This is a genomic window from Peptostreptococcus faecalis, from assembly GCF_900240845.1.
Classification (GTDB): Bacteria; Bacillota; Clostridia; order Peptostreptococcales; family Peptostreptococcaceae; genus Peptostreptococcus; species Peptostreptococcus faecalis.
In genome coordinates this window covers 93,209-112,305 of record NZ_OERU01000002.1, presented here as the reverse complement: position 1 = coordinate 112,305, position 19,097 = coordinate 93,209, and the positions used below count along the sequence as shown (strand labels likewise).

Sequence of the window (19,097 nt, the reverse complement as noted above, 5' to 3'; positions counted from 1 at the left end):
AATGGGATTTTTGATAAATAACTTATTTTTTTATCAAAAAAAGCCTAATGAGCAAAGAAATTACTGCATTAGGCCTTTAGTTAAAAATAGTTTATATTAAATTATAATTTAAATATAAAATTACGTAAAAAATTATATATTTAATATATTTCTGATGTATAGTTAAAATAATTTTTAAAGTTTTTGCTAGAACCAAAATGCAAGAAATGAACTGAATATATTTGACAGTCCAGAAAATAATTTTGGAACAGCTCCAATTAAGAACACAAGTATTCCTATAGCTAGAAAAATAGTTAGAAGAGTCATTAATTCAAATAACCCAAAATAAAATGCTGCAATTGAGGCTACAATCAACACGATATTTATTGTTCCTATTATAAATTTACAAAAAGTAGAAAGTATAGAAGCTATTATATAGGCAACGAAACTTATAATTAAAGCTGGTAAAGCGAGTATTTTAAAGGGAAGTAGCGTTATATTTGCAATAAATCTCATAATAATATTCTCCTTTTTTAGTATTAGTAGAGGATACTACAATGAGAATAAAAAAACAAGAGTTATGTGAATTTATTTCAAAAAAATATTTCATATGTTAGAATCAAATTAGGAATAATAAAAGGAGGTACAAAAATTGGATAGAAAAGATACATTTAATTCTCATATTAGGAAATATGCTTATATGAACGATTTTGATATATATAAAGAACTTGAAACCTCATCTGAAGGTTTGACAGTAGATAAAATAGAATACATGAGAGATAAATATGGTGATAATCACATCATTGAGAAGAAAAATGAAACTATTTTAAGAATAATAAAATTTTCTTTTATAACCCCATTTTCTATTTTGCTAATGATACTGGCAGCAGTATCCTTAGTAACAGATGTGGTTTTAGCTTCTAATTTTAGTCGAAATATTTCATCTCCTCTTATATTGTTATTTATAATTTTTGTTAGTGGAATTATTAGGCTTATTCAGTCAATACGAACTAAGAGGGTAATCGATAAATTAGTGAACTTTGTAAATACTAAGGTGACTGTAAAAAGAGACGGGATATTGCTTGATATAGATTCTAATGACTTGGTGGTCGGTGATGTTATATTGGTTTCTCCAGGGAAAAAGATACCAGCGGATATTAGACTTGTAAAAAGCAATAATTTATATATTTCTCAGGCTGCGATTACAGGTGAAAGCACCATTTTAAAAAAGAATAGCGATACTTATGAAATAGAGGATAAAAGATCAATTGTGCAGTATAAAAATATGGCATTTATGGGGTCATCTGTAATTAGTGGAAATGGAGAAGGGGTAGTGATTTCCACTGGTAAAAATAATATATACGGTGATTTATCTATATTAGAAAATAAATCTGATACTACATTTCAAAAAGGATCAAATTCAATTACATGGGTTTTGATAAAATTTATTGCCGTATTGATTGTAGCAGTTTTAGTAATATCTAAACTCAGTGGTGTAGATACAATTGAGTCATTTATATTTGCATTATCTGTTGCGGTTGGTCTAACTCCCGAGATGCTACCACTTATTATGTCGATATGCATGGCAAAGGGAAGTTTGCATTTAACAAAAAATAAAAAAATTATAGTTAAAAACATGAATATTATGCAGAGTCTAGGAAGTATGAATGTGCTTTGCATGGATAAGACAGGGACTCTTACAAATGAAAATTTTATTCTAGAATACTACATGGATATAATTGGTAATGAGAGTGAAGAGATCTTGGATATGGCGTATCTAAACAGTTATAATCATTCTGGTTTTCAAAATCCTGTAGACAACGCAATTTTGAGGTATAAAAATATTCCTGGAAAAGAGCAACATTACAATGAGCTAGTAAGAGAATATAAAAAATTTGATGAAATACCATTTGATCACAGTAGAAAAATTGTAAGTGAGCTTCTTCAAGATTCAGAAGGAAGCACTATAATGATTGTGAAAGGTGATTTAAAGAAAGTATTTGATCTTTGTAAATATGTAGAATATGGCGGTAAAAAAATAGAAATCGAAAGCAATGATGATATTAGTGTGTCAGAAATAGTGGATGACATGCTTGAAGATGGAATGAAGGTAATAGCTGTTGCAAAGAAAAATATGGGAGAAGATACATCGATAGACGTTTCAGATGAAAAGGAATTAACGTTAATAGGATATTTAGGATTCTTTGATGCACCTAAAAATACAGCATTGGAATCTATAAAAACTCTGACCGACTTTAATATAAGACCCAAGGTCTTGACAGGAGATCACAAAAAAATAGCAGTATCTGTGTGTAAAAGAGTTGGTATAGATACGGAAAATATACTTACTAGTGATGAAATTAATTTAATGAATGATAATGAGTTAGAAGAAGTTTTAGATAAGACGGATGTATTTGTTGAATTGACTCCAAACCAAAAAGTAAGAATAATATCGTTACTTAAAAAAAATGGAAATACAGTTGGATATTTAGGGGATGGAATGAACGATGTTTCTTCAATATATGAGGCAGATGTTGGAATATCAGTAAATACGGCTATGGATATAGTGAAAGATGTCGCAGATGTTGTATTTCTAACAAAGGATTTAAATACATTAGGAAGTGCAATTGTGGAAGCTAGAAAAACTTTGATTAATATGAATAAGTATATCAAAATAACAGCTAGTTCAAATTTTGGTAACATACTGTCGCTTGTATGTGCAAGTGCAGTTCTTCCATTTTTCCCAATGACGGCTATTCAAATTTTGTTGCTAAATATATTATATGATTTTATTTGTTTGGTAATACCATGGGACAATGTAGATGCAGAAGATATATACTATCCTCAGAAATGGTCAGGAAAAACTCTAGGAAGGTTTATGATATCCTTTGGAGCAATAAGTTCTATATTTGATATCATTACATTTGTATTCCTTTATTTTGTTATATGTCCAATTTTTAGTGGAGGAGTATTATTCTCTGAAATAGCAGATCCTTCTATACAACAACAGTATACATCAGTATTTCAAACTGGGTGGTTTTTAGCGTGTATGTGGACTCAAGTAATGATTATACACATGTTAAGAACTAAAAAGACTTCTTACATAAAGAGTAGAGCTTCAAATATTGTGCTTAGTATTACATTGCTAGGAGTTATAATTTATACGGGGCTTACTTTTACGAATATAGCAAGTCTACTAAATATGACAAGTATGCCTTTAGAATATTTTGGTTTTCTTTTTATAATAGTTGTTTCATATATGATATTAATTTCATTGGTGAAAAAATACTATATTAAAAAATATAATACATTAACTTAGGGAGGTAAAGACATTGAAAAAAAATATAAAATACATATCAATGAGCCAAAATTTCTCTAAGTGGATTTCAAAAATAATAAAGAATGAAAGTGATCGACCAGAGGGAAACGAAGAATTACTATTAGGTTTAGAGGAACTTGCAAATGGAGAAGTATCGACTTTAATGGTAGAAATGCAAAGAGATCAAGATACATATAGGGAAAGTTTAGATGATGGAATATATGTTGGTGATTTATCTATACATCAAAGAAGTAGAAAAGTTATGCTTAAAGATGAACAGGTAAATCTCACACCAAAGGAATTTGACATATTATATTTTTTAGCAGAAAATAGAGGAGAAGTTTTTACAAAAGAGCAAATATACAAGGCAGTTTGGGAAGATGACTTTTTGTTATCAGATAGCAATATAATGGCTTTTATACGTAAAATAAGGAAAAAAATTGAACCAAATCCAGATTCACCAAAGTATTTGCTTACCATTTGGGGAGTTGGATATAAGTTTACAGATAAGGACAGCATAGATTAAATATTCAGTGCAAGAATAATGCATATTGTAAAAATAATGTGTAGCGTAGAAATAATGCGCAGTGCAATAATCAGGAGCAGTGTAAGAACGGTATGCAGTGCAAGAATAATCTGATTCATAAGAATAGTATATAGTTCAATAATGATTATGCAGTAAAAGAATATTTTTTATAATAACTAAGAGGCGGATATATTTATATTCGTCTTTTTTATGTATTAAAATCTGTGATGATATAATTTGGCAATAAAATCTTGCAAAATCGCAAGAAAATAGCAAGGTTTTAACCATATGAAAAAAACTAGCAATGTATTAATATGTAAGTATAATCGAAAAGAGAGGTGAACACTATCGAAATAAATTTTAGGAGGTAAACACAATGACAATGAGAAAAAGAAACAATAATTTTAATAGAAATTTAGAGATATCTAAACGTAGAGCAAAAGTAAAAAAGAGAATTAAATTTGCAGCTAATTCACCGATAGAAGAAATACTAAATAAGTTTAACACAGATTTATTAGGACTTGATGAAAAAAGAGTGGAAGAAAGTAAAGAACATTATGGTATTAATAAGGTGACTAAAGAAAAGCAAAAGTCTCTTTTCAAAAAAATAGTAGATGCATTTGTTAATCCATTTACTATAATTTTATTTTGCTTGGCGTTAGTGTCTTCAATAACGGATATAATAATTCCTTTGATGGAAAATAATAAAAATGATTTTAACCCTATTACTGTGATTATAGTATTAACAATGGTTACTATATCGGGTGTTTTAAGATTTGTGCAAGAAATGCGATCTGGTGATGCAACAGAAAAGCTATTATCAATGATTACCACAACCTGTACTGTTACAAGAGAGAATAAATCTAGAGAGGAAATAGAATTAGATGAAGTAGTCGTAGGAGATATAATTCATCTATCAGCAGGTGACATGTTGCCGGCAGATGCTAGGTTGATTGAAACAAATGATTTATTTATCAGTCAGGCATCTCTTACAGGTGAAAGTGATGCAATTGAAAAAAGTAGTAGAATAGATATAGAAGAAAAAGATGCAATCACAGATTATTCTAACATAGTTTTTATGGGAAGCAACGTAATAAGTGGTAGTGCTACTGCTGTAATAATTTCTGTAGGCGATGACACTATATTTGGATCAATGGCGCTATCTGTTGCAGGGGAACCAGTAGAAACTAGTTTTACAAAAGGTGTAAATTCTGTATCTTGGATATTAATTAGATTTATGCTGGTGATGGTTCCAATAGTATTTTTTATAAACGGAATTACGAAAGGTGATTGGGTGCAGGCCTTTTTATTTGGTATATCAATTGCAGTAGGACTTACACCAGAGATGTTACCTATGATAGTAACAACATCTCTAGCAAAAGGTGCTGTATCGATGTCAAAAAAGAAGACTATCGTTAAAAACATAAACTCCATTCAAAATTTTGGTGCTATTGACGTTCTTTGTACAGATAAAACAGGAACACTTACCCAAGATAAAGTAATACTACAATATAATCTTGATGTAATGGGCGAAGAAGACACAAGGGTATTACGTCACGCTTACTTAAATAGCTATTTTCAAACTGGATATAAAAATCTCATGGATTTAGCAATTATAAGAAAGACTGAAGAGGAAGAACTAGAAAATCCAAATTTTGTTGATCTTTCAGATAATTATATAAAAGTTGACGAAGTTCCTTTTGATTTTACAAGGAGAAGACTATCTGTTGTTGTAAGGGATAAAAAAGGAAAAACTCAGATGGTTACTAAAGGTGCTGTTGAAGAAATGCTATCGATTTGTTCATATGTAGAATATGATGGAGAAGTAGCGATTTTAACTGATGAAATAAAAGAAATAATAATAAAAACAGCAGATGATTTAAATGAAGATGGAATGAGAGTAATTGCTGTAGCTCAAAAAAGCAATCCATCTCCAGTAGGATCTTTTGGAGTAGAGGATGAAAAAGAAATGGTGCTTATGGGATATTTAGCATTTTTAGATCCACCAAAAGAATCAGCTGAAAAAGCTATAAGAGCTTTAAAAGAACATGGAGTAGATACTAAAATACTTACAGGTGACAATGAAAAAGTAGCAAAGTTTATATGTAAGCAAGTTGGAATATCAGTAAAATCAATTTTGCTAGGATCTGAGATAGACTTGATGGGAGATAGAGAACTCTCTGAAGCTGCTGAAAAAACAGAAGTATTTGCTAAAATATCGCCTGATCAAAAAGCAAGAATAGTATCTGTATTAAGAGATTCAGGTCATGCTACAGGATTTATGGGAGATGGAATAAATGATTATGCAGCTATGAAAGTATCAGATATAGCTATTTCAGTTGATACAGCAGTGGACGTAGCAAAAGAGTCAGCAGATATTATCTTGTTGGAAAAAGATCTGATGGTTCTAGAAGAGGGAATAGTAGAGGGTAGAAAGACTTATGCAAATATGATTAAGTATATAAAGATGACTGCTTCTTCTAATTTTGGAAATATGTTTTCTGTTCTAATAGCATCAGCACTACTTCCATTTCTTCCAATGATGAGTATGCAAATAATATTATTGAATTTAATTTACGATATAACTTGTACAGTAATACCTTGGGATAATGTGGATAAAGAATTTTTATCAAAACCAAGAAAGTGGGATTCTTCATCAATAGGAAGTTTTATGATTTGGCTAGGTCCAGTTAGCTCAATATTTGATTGGATTACATTTGCATTCTTATACTTTATATTGTGCCCAATGTTTGTGTCTAAGGGGATTTTATTTAGTGATTTAGCAGCACATTTTTCAGGAGTAGAGTTGCTGGTTATGCAAGCTAAATATATAGCATTATTTCAGACAGGATGGTTTGTAGAATCAATGTGGAGTCAAACTCTGATAATTCATATGATACGTACACCAAAGATTCCCTTTATTCAAAGTCGTGCATCATTTTCAGTTACATTAGTGACATTTGCTGGAATAATAGCACTTACAATAATACCTTTCATACCATTAGGTAGTGTATTTGGATTTGTATCTTTACCTGTTGAGTACTTTATATATTTATTGCCATGTATTGGTGTATATATGCTGCTTACAACATATGTAAAAAAACTGTATATAAAACGTCATGGGGAATTGCTATAAGCGATATAGATGAAGAGCTTAGGTATAAAAATAAAAAAATAATATTACTATAAAAATAAAAAAAGCAATAAAAGCTCTAATACTATTTAATAGCATTAGGGGAGTATAGAATTATTTCTGTAAATTAGCCTTCTATGGCTTACATTGCCGATAGGCAAATTGAATATATATAATAAATAAAGATTGGAGGCGGGCTATAATTTTAGCTCGCTTTTCCTTATATTATTACTTAAATTTGAGCGTGTCAATTAAAACTGAGAATTTTCAGTTTTTTAAATTAATATTCTAGACGATCTTCAAACATAATTGAAAGTTCACCAAAAATTGAAACCTAATTTCTAACAGGATGTTGCCATTTTTTGCTTATTTTTTCAATAGAAAGAAAAAGTGCATTTTCTAAAGATATTTTCGTAGGAAATACACTCCTGTTTCTATTTAGTGTTTAAATTGTGCATTTAAGCTTTCAATAGCATTAGTAGTATAAATAACCTTTCTTGTAGTAGGTGAAAATTTAAAAATCGGAATAATACAGTCCCAATTGGAATACCATGATTTCAGTGCATTGGGATATTTTTCTAACCATTTTTCATCTACAGCATTTAAGTTTTTCATTGCTTGTTCTTCAGAGTTAGACAGATAAATACTTTTTAAATCTTGAGCAAATTCTTTTTTTTCTTTGTATGATACGTACTTAAGAGTATTTCTAACCTGATGAACTATACAACGTTGATATTCAGCCTTAGGAAAAGCTACATTAATCGACTCTTTTATCCCAGTCAAGCCATCTGCGCAAAGGATAATTATATCTTTTAAACCTCTATTTTTAAGTTCATTAAAAATAGAAAGCCAGTATTTAGAAGACTCAGAGTCTCCGACATACAAGCCTAAAACTTCTTTTAGACCATCTTTATTTAATCCTAATACAATATATGCAGCACGTTTTTTAACGACACCAGAATCTTTAACAGAAAAGTGAACTGCATCAATATATACCACTGGATAAACTGATTCTAAAGGTCTATTTTTCCATTCTTCAATTCTAGGAATCACCTTATCGGTGATATCAGAAATCATTGATTCAGAAAGTTCAAACCCATAAATATCTTCAATTTCCTCAATAATAGTTTTATTAGTCATTCCAGAAGCATACATATTTATTATTTTCTGTTCTATTTCAGAAATATCCTTCTGTCTTTTTTTGATAATTTGAGGCTCAAATTCACAGTCTCTATCTTGAGGTACTTCGATATCGAATTCTCCCATAGAGCTTCGAACTTTCTTTGTTTTGTAACCATTTCTATTGTTTTCTGAACTATTTCTATCATATTTTTCATACCCTAAATGATCATTCATTTCAGCTTCTAACATATCTTGAAGAGTTTCCCTAACAAGTCCTTTAGTGCTTCTTGAATATTTTTAGCATTTTTGATATCATAGGTATTTATTAGATCTCCTATGATATTTTTCTTTCTTGGATCCATTGGTTCTCGTTTTTTTCTTCCCATAATAAAAGTCCTCCCATAGTAATTTCATTTTACCATAGAAGGACTTATTAATTTACAGACTTTTTTGCATACACTCGAAGGTTTCTTAGATAAATCAGTCAATCACTGGTAATCTAAATACTTTAATAATATTTTCGAACAGGATCACCGTAAGATGAAATCTAAGCTATCCTATAGTAACAGCTTTCAGTCACTTACACTGCAACTTCTACCATTTAAAGTTCTTGAAGTCGTACCTTCTTTATTTCTATGGACAGAAATTGAGAAATTATTTAAAACAGCTTGTTAAAATAGAGAAAATTAGTGAAGTTTTCCTTTTTAAAAAATTTTGCAACATAACTATTATTTATTTATTGTACAGTCAAACTCAGAAACATGTGATTTTTCATTTTCATCGAATAGCATAAAACTCACTTTTATTTTGTTACTTTTATTTTTAAGAGCATATATATCAATATGCTTTTCTTTATTTGGAGTATTTGAATTTTTTTTGTAATTCTCTTTTAATGTATTTATATTATAGTTACTTCCACTTATATTTTTTTCATCGATTACATTTGTGAGTTCTGGTTGTAATTCATAATTTTCTTCACCATTTATACTTTCATAAGAATATGTTATTTTTATGAATTCATCAAATTGAGATCCTTTATATTTTTCTAAATCAACTTTATTTTTATTGAATAATTCAACTGAATCAACACGGACTTTCCATTCCCCTACATTCCAAGTATCACCCACTTTTAATTTTGATAAACTATAAATTTTATCTTTTTTGGAACTTTTATAAATTGTTTTATCCATAAACTCTAAGGTCTGATTTGACCCAGTAAAACTGCATCCTACTAATAATAAGGATGATAAAAATATAGAAATAAAGAAAACAAAAAACTTTTTGAACATATAAAAACTCTCCCTCTAAATATAATTTATATTATTGACAATGTTAATTTTATAAGGATAGACAAATAAATAACTATCAATATAATTTATATTTATTCTATCATAAAATATTTTTTTTTTCAATAAAAAACAAATATTTTGGTTGTAATATTAAGTATTTTATGATAAACTTAAAAAAGTTTTTAGATTATGAATTACATACTATTAAACTATATAGTGTTTTAGCTTAAGAATATTAAGACACTTAGGTTTATATGTTACTTAAGTCAAATTTAGTAGAGAACTTTTTATATGGAAGTTAGTACAGTTGTGTGAAAATTTTGCGTTCGGTAAAAAAATGCCAAAAATAAGATTGCCATTCCATTTTTTTATGTGAGATGAGCTTTTTATAAAAGTTTAGCAATAATTATTGCAATTAATTAATAAAATATTTATCAAGGGAGTTTTGAATAATGAAGCTATCACGTTTTAATATAGAGTATAAGGTTGATGAGGGACTTATAATATATAATAGTCTTAGCTCAGGAATACTTTTGCTAGAAGAAAAAGATATACTTGAATATAATAAATTAAAAGAAAATAAATGTTATAGTAAAGAATTGAAAAAAGAACTATTAAAAGGAAATATGTTAGTTGATAATGACATTAATGAACATGAATATATAAAATTCATAAGTACATCTAACAGATATAATGACCGCGGTCTGGGTCTAACAATAGCACCAACTCTTGCATGCAATTTTGTCTGTCACTACTGTTATGAAAAGGGTGTTGAATTTAAAACTATGAATAAAGACACAATAGAATCACTAGTTGATTTTATAGATAGAAAACTTGTTAAAGGAGAATATTTGTCAATAACATGGTATGGAGGAGAACCTTTGCTAGCTATTGATGCTATTGAGGATATATCAAGTAAAATTTTTGAAAATAAAAAAGTCGATTTGGATATGTATTCAGCGGATATGGTAACAAATGGTTATTTATTAACAGAAGAAGTGGCTAGAAAACTAAAATCATTAAAGATAATTTCACTTCAAATAACTTTAGATGGACCAAGAAAGATTCATGACTCTAGAAGAAAACTTTCATCTGGAGCAGGATCTTATGACGTAATTTTAAAGAATATAAAAAAATGCTGTGAATTTCTGAATATCACTATACGTGTAAATATTGATAAGACTAATCAATTTGGTATTGAAGAATTAGTAGAAGATTTAAAAAAGGAAGGTATATATGATAAAGTTAGTGTTTACGTTGCAAAAGTGGATGATTTTGAGAATCCAGATAATATAAATCTATTAAATCAAAGAGAATTTTCAAATAAATACAATGAATTTGTAGAAAAAAACATTTTGCATAATAATTTGGAAAAATTTAATCCAAATATTTGTGGTGCTGTTACAGCTAATGCATACATAGTAGATCCGAGTGGAGATTTATACAAATGTTGGGATGAAATAGGAAGAAATGAAGGTAAGATAGGCAATCTGAAAGAAGATCTTAATTTTAATAAATGCTTTTCATATTACAATAATTATGATCCTCTTTCATCTAAAAAATGCTTAGAGTGTGAAATTTTACCAATATGTATGGGAGGATGTCCTTTTCAGAAAAGAATAATGGGAGATTCAGTATGTAAATCAAATAAATATAGTATTTTAAAGAATATAGAAATTGAATATTTAAAATACAATGAGATTGTTAGAGCTAGTACAACTATTAATATATAAAATTCATGAAGGGAAAGACTAAAATGGAATGGATAAAAAATGTTGAAAATGAAGAAACAGAGGCATCACAAAGATTTTGCTCAGTTCTATCTGGAGCTAAAATAGGAGTGAAACTTGGAACAAAATTAGCTTGTCCAAAATTAAACTGTTTAGTATATTCAAAATGCAAAACGCAAAAAATTTGTGGTATTAGGAGTTAAAAGATAATAATATATTAAAAGGAGGAATTACTATGAAGTGGATTGAAGAAGCAAATAACAATCAAAAACTAGCAAACACAGAAAGCGAAGTTAGTTTTAGAGTACTTTGTTATGTAAAATTTGGTTGTAAAACACAACATAACTGCCTTGTAAGATTTTAATATTAATGAGTACTAGCTCTTAATATATCTATAAGGGACGATCATATATCAATGAGAAGTAAAGTTGAAATGTTTTTTTATGATATACTAATGATAAAAAAATATATTAAAAAATTAAATTTCAAAATAAAAGAAATTATAATTATGACAACATTAATAATGTTAGAATCAATATTATTAATGATAGATCCTATTATCTTAGGTAAAATAATTGATAGTATAACATCTAGAAGTACAGATTTTTATACATATATAATTTATTTATTATTTATATATGTCTTTTCAATTATTTTATATAAAATCAGATCTAATTATTTAATTAAAATTACTGCAAAAGTAGAAAAAAAAATAAAGATAGATATTTTTTCACATATATTGAAAATAAAATATAAAAGTTACCTAAAAATTGACAAAGGCAAATTATTGAATAGCATAGAAAATGACTCAATGGTTATATCAAATTTACTAAGCCAATTAATTGATTTCTTTAGATGTATTATTAGCATTGTTGTGATATTGATTTTAATGTTGCGTATAAGTAAATCACTCAGTATTATATCAATAAGTTTTATTCCCATAGAATTTATATTTTTCTTGATTTCTGGAAACTTATTAAGAAAAAAAATATTTAATTTAAGTATATCAAAAGATAAATATATAAATTTGATAAATGAAACTATAGACGGATTAAAAACACTAAAAATATTTATGGTTTTAAAAGAAAGGTTAAATATCTTTAATAATGAAACTGAATCTATTTATGATCTAGGAATAAATAAATCCAAATTTGAGGTGAATATGGGGATATTGGTGAATATGCTTACATCTATTTCAAGATTTATAATATTGTTCATAGGGGCAATATATTGTATAAAAGGAAGTATATCAGTAGGTTCTTTAGTTGCCTTTACAACTTACGCAGAGAAATTCAAGAGTGAAACTAGTAATTTGACAAATTTAAATTCTTTGATACAAAGTATAGGAGTTTCTATAGAAAGAATAGAAAAAATATACAATGATGTTGAAATATATGATTTTATAAATGATGATAAAGGATTAAAAGATATAAATGAATTAAAGGTAAATGGATTAACTTTTAGTTATGTAGATGGTAATGAAATAATAAATAATTTTTCCTACGAGTTTAAAAAAGGTAATATTTATAAAATAGAAGGTGATAGCGGGAAAGGTAAGTCGACCATTTTCGATATTTTAGCAGGCTTTTACCCTAGTAAATTAATAAAACACGTTGAAATTAATGGTGTTAATCTATACACAAAAGATATAAGTACATATGAAAATTCAGTATTATATATAGACCAGTTTTCATATATGTTCACGGAAACGATATATGAAAATATATCATTATATAGAAATATAGATTTATCTGTAATAAAGAGAATATGTAAAGAATTAAATCTTAATGATTTAATTGAATCCTTACCTGATAAGTATAATACAATTATAAATAAGGATACAAATCTATCAGGTGGTCAAATGCAGAGAATATTAATCGCAAGAGCTCTTGTAGAAAAAAAGCCTATGTATATATTTGATGAAGTTACAAGGTCTTTAGATATAGGTAATAAAGAAAAGTTTTTACGAGTACTAGAAAAATTAGGTGAGGATAGTATAGTAATATATGCATCACATGATGAATATAAACTCCAGAATTATGATATAAAATATATTGAAATTTAAATAACTAGAAGGTTGTGTTGCAAAGTTTAAAATTTTCGAATTTTGAGATATAATTTATATAAAAATGGAGGAAGTATAGAATTTTTTCTGTAAATTAAGCCTTCTATGTCTGATGTTGCCTATAGGCAAATAAATAAATATATATAATAAATAAAGCTAGAGGCGGGCTATTTTTAGCTCGCTTTTATGGCTGTATAATTTTTAGCGTTGATGGTAATAAAAAATCCATAATAGTGAAAGACTAAAATGGATAAAATTACTATCAGCGCTATATTTTTTTAAAAAAGGTTGAAAACATGTTGGATCCAGTTGTATGATTAAATCGCGAAACATAAACTACAAGGAGGATTAAACATGTTTTCAAGTATAAGTATATCAAAACTTTTAGGAATTTGTGACAAAAATTTAAAATTAATTGGAAAAATTTATTCAAAAATAATAAAAGGTGTTGAATATCAAGTTCTAGAAGCTATTATTACCTATATACCAAGCCATTGCCCTCACTGTAAAATAGAGAATAAAAATTACAGCATCGTTAAAAATGGCAATCAAATTGTAAAAATATTATTAAATAGAACTTGCGATAATCCCGTGATGATTCATGCTAAAAAGCAAAGATTCTTTTGTAAAAACTGTAAAAAAACTTTCATGGCAGAAACTAATTTAACTGATAAAGGTTGTTTTATAAGCAACAATGTAAAGAAATCAATTATAGATAATTTATCTGAAATTATACCTATGAAAGTTATAGCAAAGAATCACTATGTTTCTTCAAGTACAGTTGCTAGAGTCCTTAGGTCAACTGAATCTAAAAATAATAAATGTTGGTTGCCTGATGTTCTTGGAATAGATGAATTTAAATCTACTAAAAGTGTAGATGGCTCAATGAGTGTGAATTTAGTAGATTTAAAAACTGGAAAAATTATTGATATTGTCTCCGAAAGGAGAAAAAGATTTTTAGGTGAATACTTTAATTCATATAATAACTCAATAAGAAATAATGTTAAATATATTGTGGCAGATATGTATCCTACATATATTGAATTGGCTAAAATTCTCTTTCCTAAAGCAGAAATAGTGTTAGATAAATTTCATATAGTACAACTATTTACTAGGAATATGAACAAACTCAGAATAAATGAAATGAAAAATTTTAAAACTTATAAACATGAATATAAAATGATGAAAAGATATTGGAAGATACTATTAGCGAAGGAATGGGAATTAGAAAGTATAGAGTTTTATAAATGCATGGGATATAAAAAATTCACAAATTCAAGAGGTATTAGAGACGATATATTGTCATATTCTAATACTTTAAAAGAAGCATATATATTTTATCAAGAAGTATTAAGCGTAATTGAACGCAAGGATATAGAAGGCTTTAAAAATCTTTTAAATCAAGATATTAATAAAATTCCAAAATGTTTTGGAACTAGTATAGAAAGTCTGAATAAATACAAGAAATATGCTATAAATTCGCTTAAAACAGGCTATACAAATGCTTCTGTAGAAGGAAATAACAACTTAATAAAAGCGTATAAAAGAGTATCCTTCGGATTTAGAAGCTTTAGAAATATGAGAATAAGGATATTGCTAAGAAACAGATTCAAAATACAAAAAAACGGCAAATCTGAATCACTTCATTGTGAAACAGATTTTGCCGCTTAAAAACTTAAGATTTCTTCATCAACGTTATTTGACAAAGAGCCTAGTAGTATAAATAACCTTTCTTGTAGTAGGTGAAAATTTAAAAATCGGAATAATACAGTCCCAATTGGAATACCATGATTTCAGTGCATTGGGATATTTTTCTAACCATTTTTCATCTATAGCATTTAAATTTTGCATTGCCTGCTCTTCGTTATTTGATAAGTAAATACTTTTTAAATCTTGGGCAAATTCCTTTTTTCTTTGTAAGAGACATATTTAAGAGTGTTTCTAACTTGATGAACTATACAACGTTGATATTCAGCTTTTGGGAATGCTACATTAATCGATTCTTTTATCCCAGTTAAACCATCAGCACAAAGAATAATTATATCTTTTAAACCTCTATTTTTAAGTTCATTAAAAATAGAGAGCCAGTATTTAGAAGACTCAGAATCTCCGACATACAAGCCTAAAATTTCTTTTAGACCATCTTTATTTAATCCTAATACAATATATGCAGCACGTTTTTTAACAACACCACTATCTCTTACAGAAAAGTGTACAGCATATATATACAACAGGATAAATCGATTCTAGAGGTCTACTTTTCCACTCTTCAATTCTAGAGATCACCGTATTGGTGATATCTGAAATCATGGATTCTTAGAGTTGAAAGCCATAAATATCTTCAATTGCTTCTATAATTGTCTTATTATTTAATCCTGACGTACATGTTTATTATTTTCTGAACTATTTCTATCATATTTTTCATACCCTAAATGTTCATTCATTTCAGCTTCTAACATATCTTGAAGAGTTTCTCCTAACAAGTCCTTTAGTGCTTCTTGAATATCTTTAGCATTTTTGATTTCATAGGTATTTATTAGCTCTCCTATGATATTTTTCTTTCTTGGTTCCATTGGTTCTCGTTTTTTTCTTCCCATAATTAAAGTCCTCCCATAGTAATTTTATTTTACCATAGAAGGACTTATTAATTTACAGACTTTTTTGCATACACTCAGCATTAGAGCTTTTATTGCTTTTCATTAACAACTATATTAATAAATGTATACTGGTACATGAATTAATGATTGTAATATGTATTTTCTATAATATTATATATATACGCCAACTTCACTGAATATAGATTTAGCCTTAGCTACATCTTCATCGGTAGCATCAGGAACATCTTCAAGAGTATATTCTTTTCCAAGGTCTAGCCATTTTTGTTTACCCATAGTGTGATATGGTAAAAATTCGAATTTTTGAACATTACTAAGAGATTTTATCAATTCTGCTAGTTTTATTAAATTTTCACGATCGTCACTTATTCCAGGAATCAAAACGTGTCTTATCCAAACTGGGATGTCTAATTTATCTAAGTCCTTAGCCAGTTTAATAGCTTTTTCAGAGCTAACACCTGTAAGCCAACGTGATTTTTCTGGATTCATATGTTTAATATCCAATAAAATAAGGTCCATATATTTTAAAACACCCATTATTTTTTGTATGTCAACTATTCCATTTGTATCAAGACAGGTATGGAGATTATTTTCTTTAGCCAGTCTAAAAACATCTTCAATAAATTCGGGTTGTGAAGTAGCTTCACCACCTGAAATTGTAATACCACCACCTGAAGAATCAAAAAAAGTTTTGTACTTAAGGGCATCTTCTATTATTTCTTCTGCTGTAGTTTCTTTTCCTAAATTTGGATCCCAGGTATCTCTATTATGGCAATATCTACATCTTAATGGACAGCCTTGAGTAAAAACTATGTATCTGATACCAGGGCCATCAACTGTACCAAATGTTTCTATTGAGTGTATTCTTCCTTTAACCATTGTCAATAATTCCTCCTATCAGAATAGAAAAATATAAGGAGACTGAAAGACAGTCTCCTATACTTAATTATTATTTACTTATGCCATTTTACCATGGAAAGTTCTGTTAATAACATCCATTTGTTGTTCTCTTGTAAGCTTAATAAAGTTAACTGCATATCCAGATACTCTGATTGTAAGCTGTGGATATTCTTCTGGTCTTTCCATAGCATCTTCTAGAGTTTTTCTGTCAAATACGTTTACGTTTAAGTGCTGAGCCTTCTGCATAAAGTAACCATCCATCATTGAAGATAAGTTACCAATTCTTTCTTCTGCAGTCTTTCCAAGAGCCTTCGGTACAATAGAGAATGTATTAGAAATACCATCCTGTGATTCTTCGTATGGAAGCTTAGCTACTGATGAAAGTGATGCTAAAGCACCGCTTGAATCTCTTCCGTGCATTGGGTTAGCACCTGGAGCAAATGGTTCACCAGCTTTTCTACCATCAGGAGTATTTCCTGTTTTCTTTCCATAAACAACGTTTGAAGTTATAGTAAGTACTGACTGAGTGTGTGTGGCATTTCTATATGTCTTGTGCTTTCTTATCTTTTCCATAAAGCTTCTAACAAGTTCTACTGCAATTGAATCGACTCTGTCATCATTATTTCCGTACATTGGGAATTCACCGTTTATTTCAAAGTCAACTACCACGCCTTCTTCGTTTCTTATTGGCTTAACTTCAGCATATTTTATAGCTGAAAGTGAATCAGCGCAAACTGAAAGACCAGCTATACCACAAGCCATTGTTCTAAATACTTCTTTGTCATGAAGAGCCATTTCTAGTGCTTCATAAGAGTACTTATCATGCATGAAGTGGATAACGTTAAGAGTATTAACATATAATCCTGCTAACCAATCTGTATATTTATCAAATTTCTTAGAAACATCATCAAATTCTAGAACATCTCCTTGAACTGGTTCACCTACAGGTCCAACTTGAACTCCAGATTTTTCGTCTTTACCGCCGTTGATAGCGTAAAGTAGAGTCTTTGCAAGGTTAACTCTAGCTCCGAAGAATTGCATCTGCTTACCAATACGCATTGCTGATACACAACAAGCTATACCGTAGTCATCTCCAGTGAAATCTTGCATTAAGTCATCATTTTCATACTGAACTGAACTAGTATCTATTGAAACCTGAGAACAGAAATCCTTGAAGTGCTTAGGTAACTTAGTTGACCAAAGAACTGTAAGATTTGGTTCAGGTGATGGTCCTAATGTATAAAGAGTATTCAACATTCTAAATGAGTTCTTTGTTACATATGTTCTTCCATCTGAGTTCATTCCACCGATTGATTCAGTCACCCAAGTAGGGTCTCCAGAGAATAGTTCATTATAGTCAGGAGTTCTAAGGAACTTAACTAATCTTAGTTTTATAACGAACTGATCCATTAATTCTTGTGCTTCTTTTTCTGTTATTTTTCCTTCTCTCAAATCTCTTTCAAAATAAACATCAAGGAAAGTAGATGTTCTACCTAGTGACATTGCAGCACCATTTTGATCCTTTATTGCACCTAGGTAAGCAAAGTATAACCACTGAACAGCTTCTTGAGCGTTTGTAGCTGGCTTAGATATATCGAATCCGTAAGATTCTGCCATGTTTTTTAGTTTCTGTAATGCTACAATTTGTTCAGAAATTTCTTCTCTTAATCTGATTACATCTTCAGTCATAGCTTCTTTATCAAGAGATAATTTTTCTTCTTTCTTCTTTTCTATAAGGAAGTCAACACCATAAAGTGCAACTCTTCTGTAATCTCCTATTATTCTTCCTCTTCCATATGCGTCTGGTAGTCCAGTTATGATACCAGATTTTCTAGCAGCCTTCATTTCATCTGTATACGCATCGAAAACACCTTGGTTATGAGTTTTTCTATATTTTGTAAATATTTCTGATATTTCAGGGTTTAGTTTATATCCATAGGCTTCACAAGAATTTTCTACCATTCTTATACCACCATATGGCATAGCAGCTCTCTTAAGAGGTGCATCAGTTTGAAGTCCAAATATTTTTTCATTTTCTTTATCTATGTATCCTGGAGCGTAAGCATCAATTCCAGATATAGTATCAACGTCTACGTCAAGTGTACCACCGTTTTCTCTTTCCAATTTAAATAGGCGAGAAGCTTCTTCCCAAACCTTTTTAGTGCTTTCTGTTGCACCTTCTAGGAAACTAGAGTCACCTTCATAAGGGCTGTAGTTCAAGTTTATAAAGTTTTGAACATCGACGTTTTCCGTCCAATTTCCTTCTTTGAAACCATTCCAAAAATTCATTTTGTACCTCCATAAAATATAAAATTAAATAAATGTATAGTGTAAAATTAAATAACTAACTGATAACTACCTTCATTACCAAAGTCATTATATCATGCATGTATACAATATGCAATAGAGTTTTTTAAAA

13 protein-coding genes and 2 pseudogenes are annotated in these 19,097 nt (G+C 29.0%); 8 read left to right on the top strand and 7 right to left on the bottom strand.

The window, feature by feature from the left end; all coding sequences use genetic code 11:
• Positions 1 to 186: 186 nt before the first annotated feature.
• On the bottom strand, positions 187 to 495 hold the full coding sequence (locus C0982_RS05805; protein ID WP_101773316.1) for a hypothetical protein: 309 nt from the start codon (positions 493 to 495) through the stop codon (positions 187 to 189).
• Positions 496 to 631: 136 nt separating this feature from the next.
• Here C0982_RS05805 and mgtA (C0982_RS05800) point away from each other — a divergent pair, with 136 nt between their 5' ends.
• The 3 genes from mgtA (C0982_RS05800) (at position 632) to mgtA (C0982_RS05790) (ending at position 6,960) form a co-directional block, all read left to right on the top strand.
• Positions 632 to 3,298: a magnesium-translocating P-type ATPase gene (gene mgtA, locus C0982_RS05800; RefSeq protein WP_278336036.1), complete on the top strand. Its 2,667-nt coding sequence runs from the start codon at positions 632 to 634 to the stop codon at positions 3,296 to 3,298.
• Between the two features lie 13 nt (positions 3,299 to 3,311).
• Positions 3,312 to 3,824 (top strand): winged helix-turn-helix domain-containing protein, encoded by a 513-nt coding sequence (locus tag C0982_RS05795; protein WP_242961515.1) that lies wholly within the window; start codon positions 3,312 to 3,314, stop codon positions 3,822 to 3,824.
• A 382-nt stretch (positions 3,825 to 4,206) separates the two neighbouring features.
• Positions 4,207 to 6,960, top strand: coding sequence for a magnesium-translocating P-type ATPase (gene mgtA / locus C0982_RS05790; protein WP_101773431.1), 2,754 nt, complete (start codon positions 4,207 to 4,209; stop codon positions 6,958 to 6,960).
• A gap of 331 nt (positions 6,961 to 7,291) precedes the next feature.
• Here the strand turns inward: mgtA (C0982_RS05790) and C0982_RS05785 are convergent.
• Both C0982_RS05785 and C0982_RS05780 read right to left on the bottom strand, forming a co-directional pair.
• Positions 7,292 to 8,441 (bottom strand): annotated as a pseudogene (locus C0982_RS05785) (IS256 family transposase).
• 366 nt (positions 8,442 to 8,807) lie between these two features.
• Complete coding sequence (locus C0982_RS05780) at positions 8,808 to 9,269, bottom strand: hypothetical protein (protein ID WP_145994500.1); 462 nt, start codon at positions 9,267 to 9,269, stop codon at positions 8,808 to 8,810.
• Positions 9,270 to 9,820: 551 nt separating this feature from the next.
• On the opposite strand from C0982_RS05780, the gene C0982_RS05775 reads away from it, so the two are divergent.
• The 5 genes from C0982_RS05775 (at position 9,821) to C0982_RS05765 (ending at position 14,834) form a co-directional block, all read left to right on the top strand.
• The gene (locus C0982_RS05775; RefSeq protein ID WP_101773314.1) at positions 9,821 to 11,101 is read left to right on the top strand and encodes a radical SAM/SPASM domain-containing protein; all 1,281 of its coding nucleotides are present in this window, start codon (positions 9,821 to 9,823) and stop codon (positions 11,099 to 11,101) included.
• A gap of 23 nt (positions 11,102 to 11,124) precedes the next feature.
• Positions 11,125 to 11,301: a hypothetical protein gene (locus C0982_RS10515; RefSeq protein WP_180946882.1), complete on the top strand. Its 177-nt coding sequence runs from the start codon at positions 11,125 to 11,127 to the stop codon at positions 11,299 to 11,301.
• A 32-nt stretch (positions 11,302 to 11,333) separates the two neighbouring features.
• The gene (locus C0982_RS10785; protein WP_278336035.1) at positions 11,334 to 11,462 is read left to right on the top strand and encodes a hypothetical protein; all 129 of its coding nucleotides are present in this window, start codon (positions 11,334 to 11,336) and stop codon (positions 11,460 to 11,462) included.
• Positions 11,463 to 11,552: 90 nt separating this feature from the next.
• Positions 11,553 to 13,163 carry an ABC transporter transmembrane domain-containing protein gene (locus C0982_RS05770; protein WP_180946881.1) on the top strand — a complete coding sequence of 537 codons (1,611 nt, stop codon included), beginning with the start codon at positions 11,553 to 11,555 and terminating at the stop codon, positions 13,161 to 13,163.
• 354 nt (positions 13,164 to 13,517) lie between these two features.
• Positions 13,518 to 14,834: an ISL3 family transposase gene (locus tag C0982_RS05765; protein ID WP_101773312.1), complete on the top strand. Its 1,317-nt coding sequence runs from the start codon at positions 13,518 to 13,520 to the stop codon at positions 14,832 to 14,834.
• A 24-nt stretch (positions 14,835 to 14,858) separates the two neighbouring features.
• Here C0982_RS05765 and C0982_RS10950 read toward each other — a convergent pair.
• The 4 genes and pseudogenes from C0982_RS10950 to pflB form a co-directional block, all read right to left on the bottom strand.
• A pseudogene (locus C0982_RS10950) lies at positions 14,859 to 15,473 on the bottom strand (IS256 family transposase).
• Positions 15,474 to 15,532: 59 nt separating this feature from the next.
• Positions 15,533 to 15,760: a transposase gene (locus C0982_RS10670; RefSeq protein WP_242961513.1), complete on the bottom strand. Its 228-nt coding sequence runs from the start codon at positions 15,758 to 15,760 to the stop codon at positions 15,533 to 15,535.
• Positions 15,761 to 15,931: 171 nt separating this feature from the next.
• Positions 15,932 to 16,657: a pyruvate formate-lyase-activating protein gene (pflA, locus tag C0982_RS05755; protein WP_101773311.1), complete on the bottom strand. Its 726-nt coding sequence runs from the start codon at positions 16,655 to 16,657 to the stop codon at positions 15,932 to 15,934.
• 78 nt (positions 16,658 to 16,735) lie between these two features.
• A complete protein-coding gene (gene pflB, locus C0982_RS05750) occupies positions 16,736 to 18,967 on the bottom strand; it encodes a formate C-acetyltransferase (RefSeq protein WP_101773310.1) in 2,232 nt (743 codons plus the stop codon).
• Between the last annotated feature and the right edge of the window lie 130 nt (positions 18,968 to 19,097).

What these genes read in the sequence shown, in the direction of transcription:
- C0982_RS05805 (WP_101773316.1), bottom strand. Translation starts at nt 495, where the DNA reads ATGAGATTTATTGCAAATATAACGCTACTTCCCTTTAAAATACTCGCT.
- mgtA (WP_101773431.1), top strand. Translation starts at nt 4,207, where the DNA reads ATGAGAAAAAGAAACAATAATTTTAATAGAAATTTAGAGATATCTAAA.
- C0982_RS05780 (WP_145994500.1), bottom strand. Translation starts at nt 9,269, where the DNA reads ATGGATAAAACAATTTATAAAAGTTCCAAAAAAGATAAAATTTATAGT.
- C0982_RS05775 (WP_101773314.1), top strand. Translation starts at nt 9,821, where the DNA reads ATGAAGCTATCACGTTTTAATATAGAGTATAAGGTTGATGAGGGACTT.
- C0982_RS10515 (WP_180946882.1), top strand. Translation starts at nt 11,125, where the DNA reads ATGGAATGGATAAAAAATGTTGAAAATGAAGAAACAGAGGCATCACAA.
- C0982_RS10785 (WP_278336035.1), top strand. Translation starts at nt 11,334, where the DNA reads ATGAAGTGGATTGAAGAAGCAAATAACAATCAAAAACTAGCAAACACA.
- C0982_RS05770 (WP_180946881.1), top strand. Translation starts at nt 11,553, where the DNA reads ATGATAAAAAAATATATTAAAAAATTAAATTTCAAAATAAAAGAAATT.
- C0982_RS05765 (WP_101773312.1), top strand. Translation starts at nt 13,518, where the DNA reads ATGTTTTCAAGTATAAGTATATCAAAACTTTTAGGAATTTGTGACAAA.
- C0982_RS10670 (WP_242961513.1), bottom strand. Translation starts at nt 15,760, where the DNA reads ATGGGAAGAAAAAAACGAGAACCAATGGAACCAAGAAAGAAAAATATC.
- pflA (WP_101773311.1), bottom strand. Translation starts at nt 16,657, where the DNA reads ATGGTTAAAGGAAGAATACACTCAATAGAAACATTTGGTACAGTTGAT.
- pflB (WP_101773310.1), bottom strand. Translation starts at nt 18,967, where the DNA reads ATGAATTTTTGGAATGGTTTCAAAGAAGGAAATTGGACGGAAAACGTC.